This window comes from Eisenbergiella tayi, assembly GCF_001881565.1.
Taxonomy (GTDB): Bacteria; Bacillota; Clostridia; order Lachnospirales; family Lachnospiraceae; genus Eisenbergiella; species Eisenbergiella tayi.
On record NZ_MPDJ01000003.1, the window covers coordinates 216,854 to 225,566 of the forward strand.

The 8,713-nt window shown below is 50.2% G+C and carries 7 protein-coding genes; 6 read left to right on the plus strand and 1 reads right to left on the minus strand.

Translation table 11 applies throughout. The annotated features are described in order from the left end of the window. Positions 1 to 3: 3 nt before the first annotated feature. Positions 4 to 618, plus strand: coding sequence for a methyltransferase domain-containing protein (locus BLA28_RS12260; RefSeq protein ID WP_069158966.1), 615 nt, complete (start codon positions 4 to 6; stop codon positions 616 to 618). Here BLA28_RS12260 and BLA28_RS12265 read toward each other — a convergent pair. Then, a complete protein-coding gene (locus BLA28_RS12265; protein ID WP_069158967.1) occupies positions 593 to 1,759 on the minus strand; it encodes a pyridoxal phosphate-dependent aminotransferase in 1,167 nt (388 codons plus the stop codon). The genes BLA28_RS12260 and BLA28_RS12265 overlap by 26 nt on opposite strands. Positions 1,760 to 1,886: 127 nt before the next feature. Between BLA28_RS12265 and BLA28_RS12270 the strand changes: the two genes are divergently transcribed. The 5 genes from BLA28_RS12270 to BLA28_RS33740 form a co-directional block, all read left to right on the plus strand. After that, on the plus strand, positions 1,887 to 5,465 hold the full coding sequence (locus tag BLA28_RS12270; RefSeq protein ID WP_069158968.1) for a DUF5717 family protein: 3,579 nt from the start codon (positions 1,887 to 1,889) through the stop codon (positions 5,463 to 5,465). Positions 5,466 to 5,519: 54 nt separating this feature from the next. Next, a complete protein-coding gene (locus tag BLA28_RS12275; RefSeq protein ID WP_069158969.1) occupies positions 5,520 to 6,860 on the plus strand; it encodes a DUF5716 family protein in 1,341 nt (446 codons plus the stop codon). Next, positions 6,857 to 7,690 carry a hypothetical protein gene (locus tag BLA28_RS12280; protein ID WP_009250788.1) on the plus strand — a complete coding sequence of 278 codons (834 nt, stop codon included), beginning with the start codon at positions 6,857 to 6,859 and terminating at the stop codon, positions 7,688 to 7,690. The genes BLA28_RS12275 and BLA28_RS12280 overlap by 4 nt, the downstream gene beginning before the upstream one ends. A gap of 233 nt (positions 7,691 to 7,923) precedes the next feature. Then, on the plus strand, positions 7,924 to 8,133 hold the full coding sequence (locus BLA28_RS12285; protein ID WP_069158970.1) for a hypothetical protein: 210 nt from the start codon (positions 7,924 to 7,926) through the stop codon (positions 8,131 to 8,133). A gap of 38 nt (positions 8,134 to 8,171) precedes the next feature. Beyond that, positions 8,172 to 8,713, plus strand: a 542-nt coding sequence (locus tag BLA28_RS33740; protein WP_169897241.1) for an ankyrin repeat domain-containing protein, incomplete at its 3' end; no start/stop codon positions are given.

Here is an 8,713-nt window from a genome sequence, read left to right on the forward strand (position 1 = left end):
CTTATGCAGGACAAACCGTTTTGGGAACAGAGCTATTCGGATTATGAGGTTTCCACTTTTTCCAAGGGGCCTACGGTGGATGTGGAAGAATTTTATGAAATGTTTCCCCGTAATGCAGATGTATTGGATGTGGGCTGCGGGGAGGGGAGGAATTCCATTTTTCTGGCAAAGCTGGGAAACAGAGTGGAAGCTTTTGATATTTCAGAAAATGGAATAAAAAAGGCTGTAAAAATAGCAGAACATGAAAAGATCCCTGTCACCTTTTTTACCTGTGAACTGGGAGAATTTGTATTTAAAAAAGAGTATGACATGATTCTTTCCCACGGGGTACTGCATCTTCCTGTCAAAGAGGTACGCGATAAATTTATACGGGATATGCAGGTGCATACCAAAGCAGAAGGCTTCCATGTGATTGGAGTTTTCACAAACCGGCTTCCTGCCACACCTGACAATGCGCCTTTTACCCACAGCCTTTTTGATGTGGGGGAACTGCCCGCTAAATATGCCGGATGGGAAATCGTACATCACGAGGAAGGTACGTTTACGGACAGCCATCCGGGAGATATCCATCATGAGCATGCTTATGAGCGGATTATTGCGAAAAAGGTGCAGAAATAAAACTGCCGTCAATCACATCCTTTATACATTCCATAAGCCTTACATTATCCTCATGTCTCATAAAACAGAAGCGGAAAAAGCTTTCATCAAGGCTGTGAAAGCTGGAGCAGTCCCTGATCATCATTTTTCTCCGGATCGCGGCTTCAAAGATATCACCGGCAGTGATTCCCTGTTTCAGTATCCGTACGAGGACGAAATTGGCGTATGCGGGGAATATCTTCAGGCCGGGGAGTTCTGAAAGGAAGGAGACGCAGTATTCCCTCTCCTCCCGGATCAGGCGGCGTGTCCGGTTTATATATTCGGTATCCGTGAACATAACCTGGCCTGCGGCGTCTGCAAGGGAACTGACGGTCCAGGGATTTTTGGCGGCGTTTATCTGTTCCTGAAGCTTCCGGTTCCCGGTGACGGCATATCCCAGGCGAAGTCCGGGAGCGGCCCAGAACTTGGATACGCCCCGCAGGACAATCAGATTATCATAGCTCTCAGTGAGCGGAATGGTGGTGATATCGGAAAGGCAGGGGGCGAATTCCGCATAGGTTTCATCGGCCATGACCAGAATGCCATTACGTTTGCACAGCGACAGCAGGCGTTTCATCTGCTCTGTTGTTATGGCGCTGGAGGTTGGATTATTGGGATTGCACAGAACCAGAAGCTGCGGCAGGCAGGGGATGCTTTTGCCGGGAATCGTGTCCGTATCATGAGAAAAAATGTCTTCGGTAATAAATTTTTCCAAATCCTCCACATCCAGATGGAAATCCTCCGATGCCTTCAGATCATAATAATGCATCCTGCTCCCCACAAGGGAAAGCTCCCGCTCATATTCCGAATAGGCGGGGCCAAGGACAACGGCATCCTTTGGATGGACGGCCTGGATACCGGCAGAAATTAGCTCCGTGGAGCCGTTCCCCACGAGGATATGTTCAGCCGGAGCTCCTGTGTAGGCGGATATGGCACGGCGGAGAGCGGTATAATTCCGATCAGGATAAGCGCATAATACATCCAGATGCCCGGCCAGATATTCCTTCAGGAAAGGGGAGAGCCCCAGGGGATTTACATTGGCCCCGAAGCCTGTGATTTCTTCCTTCCTGATGCCATAAACCTGTTCTATTTTTTCCAGATCACTTCCATGAAATGTGTTCATATCGGCTCCTTTTTCTGCTTTGAAATGTTGCAGGAATCCTTCCGGTAATGTTATACTGTATACTGATATTAATTCTTTTTCAATAGAAATACAAGGCAGGATATAGATTTTACAGGAGGTGAGAGCTTTGAAGGAGCTTTATGCGAAGGTTTCTATGGAAGATTGGCAGGAAAGTGGCGGGCCTTTGGAGCTTTCATGCCAGGAAGTGGGACTGGCTCTGAAAAGAGATGAAGTGAAGGAAGGTTTCTTTACGGTGACCGGGGAACCGGGGCAGGTGACGGAAGGATATGTCTCCTGTGATGAAGAGCGTATGGAATGCCTGACTTCTTTTTTTTCAGGAACCAGGGAGAATATAGAGTACCGTTTTGATTCCAGGGGAATGCGGGAAGGGGAGGAGCGGAAGGGCAGGTTCCTCATCGTTTCCAATCGTGGGGAATATGAGATCCCTTTTCATGTGGTGGTACTGCACAAGGTGCTGGAAAGTTCGGAAGGGGAACTGATGAATCTGTTTCAGTTCACAAATCTGGCGAGAAACAACTGGGAGGAAGCGGTGAAGCTGTTTTATTCCCCCGATTTTATCCGTGTTTTCAATGGTCAGGATAAAAAGTACCGGAACCTGTACAAGGGATTTTCCCAGATACCGGGGAATATGCAGAATGTGGAGGAATTTCTGGTTTCCATACATAAAAAGCAGCCGGTGGAATATATGCTGCCCCGGACGGAAATCGTGATAACAAGCCTTCACGGACAGTTGTGCGAAACCCTGCAGGTGGTAAAAAACGGGTGGGGCTACAGCCGTCTTCAGGTGGAGGTGGAAGGAGATTTCATTTCCACGGAGAAAAAAATCCTGCGGGATGAAGATTTTTTGGGAAACCAGTGCGGGCTGCCTGTCTTTGTGAAGCAGGAAGCCCTGCATGAAGGGAAAAACTTCGGCAGAATTATTTTAAGCCATGCCTACGGACAAATGCAGGCGTCGGTTACTGTCATAAAAAGAGGCGAGCATCGTGTGGTGAGGACAGGCCGGCGGCTGGAAATGAAGCGGCTGACGGTGGAGCTGGTGCGGCTATACCAGACTTATAAAATGAAAAAAATAAATATGAAGCTGTGGAAAGCGCAGACAGGCGAAGTGGTGGAGCGTATGAAGCGGCTGGATGACAAAAATCCGGCGATACTGCTTTTCCAGGCGCATCTGCGTATTACGGAGGAAAGCTTCGACGAGGCGGGCCGGATTTTGGAGCATCTGGACATTATGCCGGATGAAAACATGCCGGAGCTTTATTGCTATTATCTGTATTTAAGCAGCCTTTATCAGAGGAGTGAATCCTATACGGCAGAGGTTACCATTCAGGTGGAGGATTATCACCGGACATTCCGGGATAACTGGCGGATTGCCTGGCTTTTGCTGTATCTGTCCCCAACCCTGGGCAGGAGTGTTTCCCAGAAATGGCTTTTCCTGGAGGATCAGTTCCGTCACAGCGGCACCAGTCCTGTCCTGTATCTGGAAGCGCTTCATCTGGCTAATTTCAGCCCCACGCTGTTGATGAAGCTGGATACCTATGAGCTTCAGCTGCTGCATTTCGGGGCCAGAAACGGGATCCTTTCGGAGGATCTCATCGGACATATGGTGTATCTGGCAGGAAAAGAAAAGTATTACAGGGAGAGCTTGTTTGGTATCCTGAAGGACTGCTACCAGCAGAAAAGCGATCCCCAGCTGCTCACAGCAATCTGTTCTCTTTTGATCAAGGGAAATAAAAGCGGGCCGGAATATTATCAGTGGTACCGCAGGGGCGTGGAGCAGGAGCTTCGGGTGACAAGGCTGTATGAGTATTATATGATGTCGGTGGATACGGAAAAGGAAGTGGAGATTCCCCGTATCGTGCTCATGTATTTTGCTTACCAGAGTAACCTTGATTATGATAAATGTGCCTATTTATATGCTTACATACAGAAGCACCGGGAGGAATTTCCCGAGCTGTATCTGGCTTATAAAAGCCAGATGGATCGGTTTGTGCTTCAGCAGCTTTACAAGGGGCGGATCAACAGACAGCTGGCCTTCCTTTATCAGACCGTGCTGGATGAAAAAATGCTGACCAGGGATAACTGCCAGGCGCTGGCTCCTCTGCTTTTTATTCAGCAGCTGGATTGTGAGGGAAAGGATATCAGGAAGGCGGTTGTCATCCATACGAGGCTGCGTGGAGAGCAGGTCTATCCAGTGGAGAACGGCAGGTCCTATGTGGCGGTTTTCGACAGGGATTATGAGATCCTTCTCGAGGATGAGGAGAGGAACCGTTATGCGGCGGGGCGTCCCTTCGTGCTGGATCGGCTGATGTATCCGGCCAGATGTGTGAATGCGCTGGAGCCTCTTGTGGAGAAATCTCTTGGTTTCAATCTTTTCTTCTGCGAGAGCAGCAAGGGGAAGATACGTGTTACGGAGAAAAATGCATCCCGGTTTCGGGAGCTGGCGGAGGATTCCCGTATTATTCCGGCTTTTGCGAGGGCGATACGGATAGAGCTTCTGAGATATTATTATGGACATGAAGAGCTGGAGGAACTGGATTTACTGCTGGAAGCCTTGAAGAGAGAGGATTTGGACGGCTCCGATGTTTATGAGGCCATTGGTTTTCTGGTGCTTCGTTCCTTCTATGAAAAAGCATTTGCCTGGCTGACCGGACTGGCTCCGGAACGGGCGGATGCCAAAATCCTTCTCCGGTTATGCAGCAGGATGCTGGAGACGGGGCTTGGTATGCAGGAAGAGGAAATGACGAGGCTGGCCTACAGCGCTTTTTGCCGGGAAAAATATGACAGCCGTGTCCTGCAGCATCTGGTGGAGCATTATGAAGGAAGTACCAGGGAGCTGACGGATATCCGGCTTGCGGCAGAGAATTTCGCTGTGGATACCTATGTGCTGACGGAAAGGCTTCTTGTGCAGCTTCTCTATATCGGGGACAACGTGATGGGGCGGATCGGGCTGCTCCGGAAATATATTATCGGCGGGGGAAAGAGCGAACTGGAGTCGGCATTCCTTCACAGGTGCAGCGGCCTGTATCTGATGAATGCGGAGCCAATGGATCGTTATGTCATTACCGATATCGGAAGAGTGGCCGGCAGGGGGGAAACGCTCAGTGATATGTGCAGGCTGGCTTATCTGGAATATTTTGCCCGCCACAGGGATGAACGCAGCCCCAGGACGGATGCCCTTATCAAGTGTTTCGGGGATCAGCTCATCCAGAATAACATGAAGCTTCCGCTTTTTCAGGAATATGTGGATATTCTTGAGGGGGCGGAAACCATGATGGATAAGACAATGGTGGTCTTCCGGGGAAACAGGGAACGTCCGGTAACCATAAACTATAGAATCGTTCCGTCCCCTGCCGACGGAGGGGAGCTGACGGCAGCACAGGGAACATACCGTTCCTTTGATTTGCAGCATATGTATGCAGGGATTTATACGGCCAGTTTTGTGCTGTTTGCGGGGGAAAGCCTGCAGTATTTCATAACTGACAATTCCGGCGGCGGTGAAATCCTTGACAGCGGTGAGCTGAAAATGGGGGAATGCAGCGTCTTTGTGAAGGAAAGCAGATATGGAATGATAAATGACATTGCTTCCGCCCGACTCATGAGGGAAGAAGGGGAAGCGCAGGAGCTGCTGGAGCAGTATCTGCTTACGGAGTGGATGACGGAGGGGCTTTTTAAAGCAATGGAGTAGCAGCGTCCCGACAGAACTGAGTAGTTATACCGAACAGAAAGGCAGGTGAGGAAGATGTTTCTGGGAAATCCGGACAGAAAAGGCGGCGCGGGCGCTTTCATAGGATATGATATCAGTGACAGGTATGCCCAGATCAGCTTCTGGCTGCCGGGAGCTGATAAGCCGGAAACACTCTCCCAGGTTATGGGAGAGGAAGAATATATGATACCGGCAGTGTTATGCCGCCGCAGGGATAGGGATGTGTGGACCTATGGAAGGGAAGCATTGAAGAATGCGGAGGCAGGAGAGGGCGTTCTTGTGAAAAACATGCTGTCCCGGGCGCTTGCCGGGGAGAGTGTGGAAGTGGAGGGAGAGTGCTTTGATGCGGCGGTGCTGCTTTCCCTGTTTGTGAAGAGAAGCCTTTCTCTTCTTTCCGGGGCGTTGGTTCCGGAAAAAGCGGCCATGTTTTTATTTACGGTAGATGAGGTGAATAAGCAGACAATAGAGGTGCTTTCCAGGGTGGCGGCCCTCATTTCCCTGCCGCCGGATCATGTTTCCTGCCAGAGCAGGGGAGAGAGTTTCTTCTATTATAATATCAACCAGCCGGAGGAACTTTGGCGTCACCAGGTAATGATTTGTGATTTTTCCGGGACGGCCATGAAGCTTCTTATGTTTGAGATGAACCACCATACAAGGCCGGTGACGGTAATCGTAAGGGAAGATACCTACCCGGAAATCGCAAGAAGGCTGCCGCCGGAGGAAGAGCTGGTGGAATCGGAAAAGCAGAGGATGGATGAGCGGTTTGCAGCCGTCCTGGAACGGGTGTGTTCCGGAAAAATCATCGATACGATATACCTGATTGGCGACGGTTTTGAAGGGGACTGGTATACCCGTTCGCTGCCCGTGCTCTGCCGGGGAAGAAGGGTTTTCCAGGGAAATAACCTGTACAGCAAGGGCGCCTGTTATGGGGCCAGGGCGAAACAGCAGCCTGGAGAAAACGGACAGAATTACGTATATCTGGGAAAGGATATGCTGAAGGCAAATATCGGCCTGGAAGCTTCCTTCAGAGGGCAGGATTCCTATTTTGCCCTGCTGGATGCCGGTGTCAACTGGTATGATGCGAGAAGGGAATGCGATTTTCTTCTGAATGAGGATCATTCGTTTTCCCTGAGAATTACGCCTCTTACCGGCCGTGAGGTGAAGGAAGTGGCGGTGACGCTGGACGGAGTCCCGGAGCGGCCGGCAAGGACGACAAGGATACATCTGACGGTTTTTCTCAGTGATGCGGATACGGTACAGCTGAAGATGGAGGATATGGGTTTCGGTGAAATGTTTCCTGCTTCCCATAAAATCTGGGAGGAAGCCTTCAGCCTGAAGGAGGAAAACGATCAGAAAAAGGAAGGGGATCGGGTATGAGCAGAGTCCATTTATGCCTTGGAAGGACGGCGTCAGCTCCATACAGCTTCGACAAGGCCCGGGTCCGCGTTTATTCCGTAGAGGAATTATGTTATTTCCTGAAGGAAAATGCATATCTTCTGGATGAAACCATTTTTACCAGAGGCCTGTCGGACTGGCTTTATAAGGAATGCGGCCTGCCGGATTTGGGTCAGAAGCTGAATATGCTTCAGAAAAACAAGGAAAAGCCGGAGGCTTTTGTAACGGCGATTTTTGAATATACGGGTTATTTCAGGCAGGAGGAAATACAGGAAACGGAACGTCTTGTAAGGGTCAGCGCCGACGTTTCTCTGGTGGAAAAGCAGAAAGCGAGAGCGGATTATTTCCTGGAGAGCCGTCGTTATGTGCTGGCTATGCAGGAATACCGGAATCTGCTTCAGGATGGAGATGCCCTGGCGCCGGATTTTTCGGGTAAGATTTATCATAATCTGGGGACCGCCCAGGCGAAGCTGTTCCTGTTTGAAAAAGCGGCGGCTTCTTTTGAGCAGGCTTACCGGCTTACCGGGGATCCGGAGAGTCTTTTTCAGTATCTGGCGGCCATGCGCCTGCATTTGAAGGAGCCGGAATATCTGAATTTCCTTACGGAGCATGCGGAGTATTATGAGGCTTCCCTGGAACTGGAAAAAAGGGTGGTTGCCCGGAAGGAAGCCTGGGTGGATTCCCGTAACCAGTCGATGGTGGCGGAAATCAAGGGGGCTTTTTTCTCGGGAGAGGAGGAGGCCTGCCGGGAATTGATGCGGCAGGAAATAGGAAAGCTGGAGGAGGAGTACCGCGATTATGTGGTGCAGTGAGTCGATTCCACGTTCCTCTCCTTTCCTCGTTGCTGTGCCCGTCTCCCGCCGCTGTCCGGGTGTGAGTGGTCTGGGGGTTCGGACATAAAAAGGATGGCATTTCTAAGCGTTCCCATGTTCTGTACTGCTGTCAAATGGCTTAAACTCCTCGCATAAGCGGCCTTTGGCCGTTTATGTTCGTCAGACAGCGCCATTTGGGCGGACAGCAGTACAGAACATGGGAACGCTAAGAAATGTCATCCTTTTTATGTGACTCACCCTCAGACCACTCACACCCGGACAGCGGCGGGAGACGGGCACAGGACGAGGAAAGGAGAGGAACGTGGAATCTGTACGATATCGGGAGGGAGAAGGACAAGAGCAAGGGAAAAAGGATTAGGGAAAAGATAAGAGATAGGAGAACGGGAAAGAGTTTGGATATGGGTGAGGTGTTGGGTGGGTAATATTTATAGTTGGTGAATGGGAAAGGATTGGTGTCGATATGGCTTTTATGGGTGTTTTGATTGCGGCGGGGCTTTTTTATGTGGTGTTTTTGATTTGGCTGGGGGTTTTGGTTCTTGGGGTTGTTTTGTTGGTTTTGGGGATTTTGTTTGAGGTGTTTTATGGGAGGAATAAGAGGAGGCTGGGGGCTGAGGGAGTTGGGAAGAAGAAGTGGCAGAAGGTGGCAGGGATTGTCTGTCTGGTGATTTCTGTGATTAATTTGGGGCTGGCGGGGGGAAGCTTTTATTTTATTACGCATATGGGACCGGAAACGAAGACGGTTAGTACTGAAAATGGGGTTGTGAGTGTTTTGCAGGAGGAGAGATTTGCTTTTGAGGGGGCTGTGGAACGGGATGATTTGGATGAGGTGAAGAGGATGCTGGAGGAAAAACCGGCGTATTGGGATTATAAGGCGGTTGATGGTTCTACGGTTATCGGGATTGCAATTGCGAATGGTTCTGTGGAGGTTACCAGGTTTTTGCTGGAAAACGGAGTGGATGCGGATGCTGTGGGGAGCAGAACGGACACGGCTTTCTGGAGGTA

Excerpts from the sequence above, each read along its gene's own strand:
- BLA28_RS12260 (WP_069158966.1), top strand. The coding sequence starts at position 4 with ATGCAGGACAAACCGTTTTGGGAACAGAGCTATTCGGATTATGAGGTT.
- BLA28_RS12265 (WP_069158967.1), bottom strand. The coding sequence starts at position 1,759 with ATGAACACATTTCATGGAAGTGATCTGGAAAAAATAGAACAGGTTTAT.
- BLA28_RS12275 (WP_069158969.1), top strand. The coding sequence starts at position 5,520 with ATGTTTCTGGGAAATCCGGACAGAAAAGGCGGCGCGGGCGCTTTCATA.
- BLA28_RS12280 (WP_009250788.1), top strand. The coding sequence starts at position 6,857 with ATGAGCAGAGTCCATTTATGCCTTGGAAGGACGGCGTCAGCTCCATAC.
- BLA28_RS12285 (WP_069158970.1), top strand. The coding sequence starts at position 7,924 with ATGTCATCCTTTTTATGTGACTCACCCTCAGACCACTCACACCCGGAC.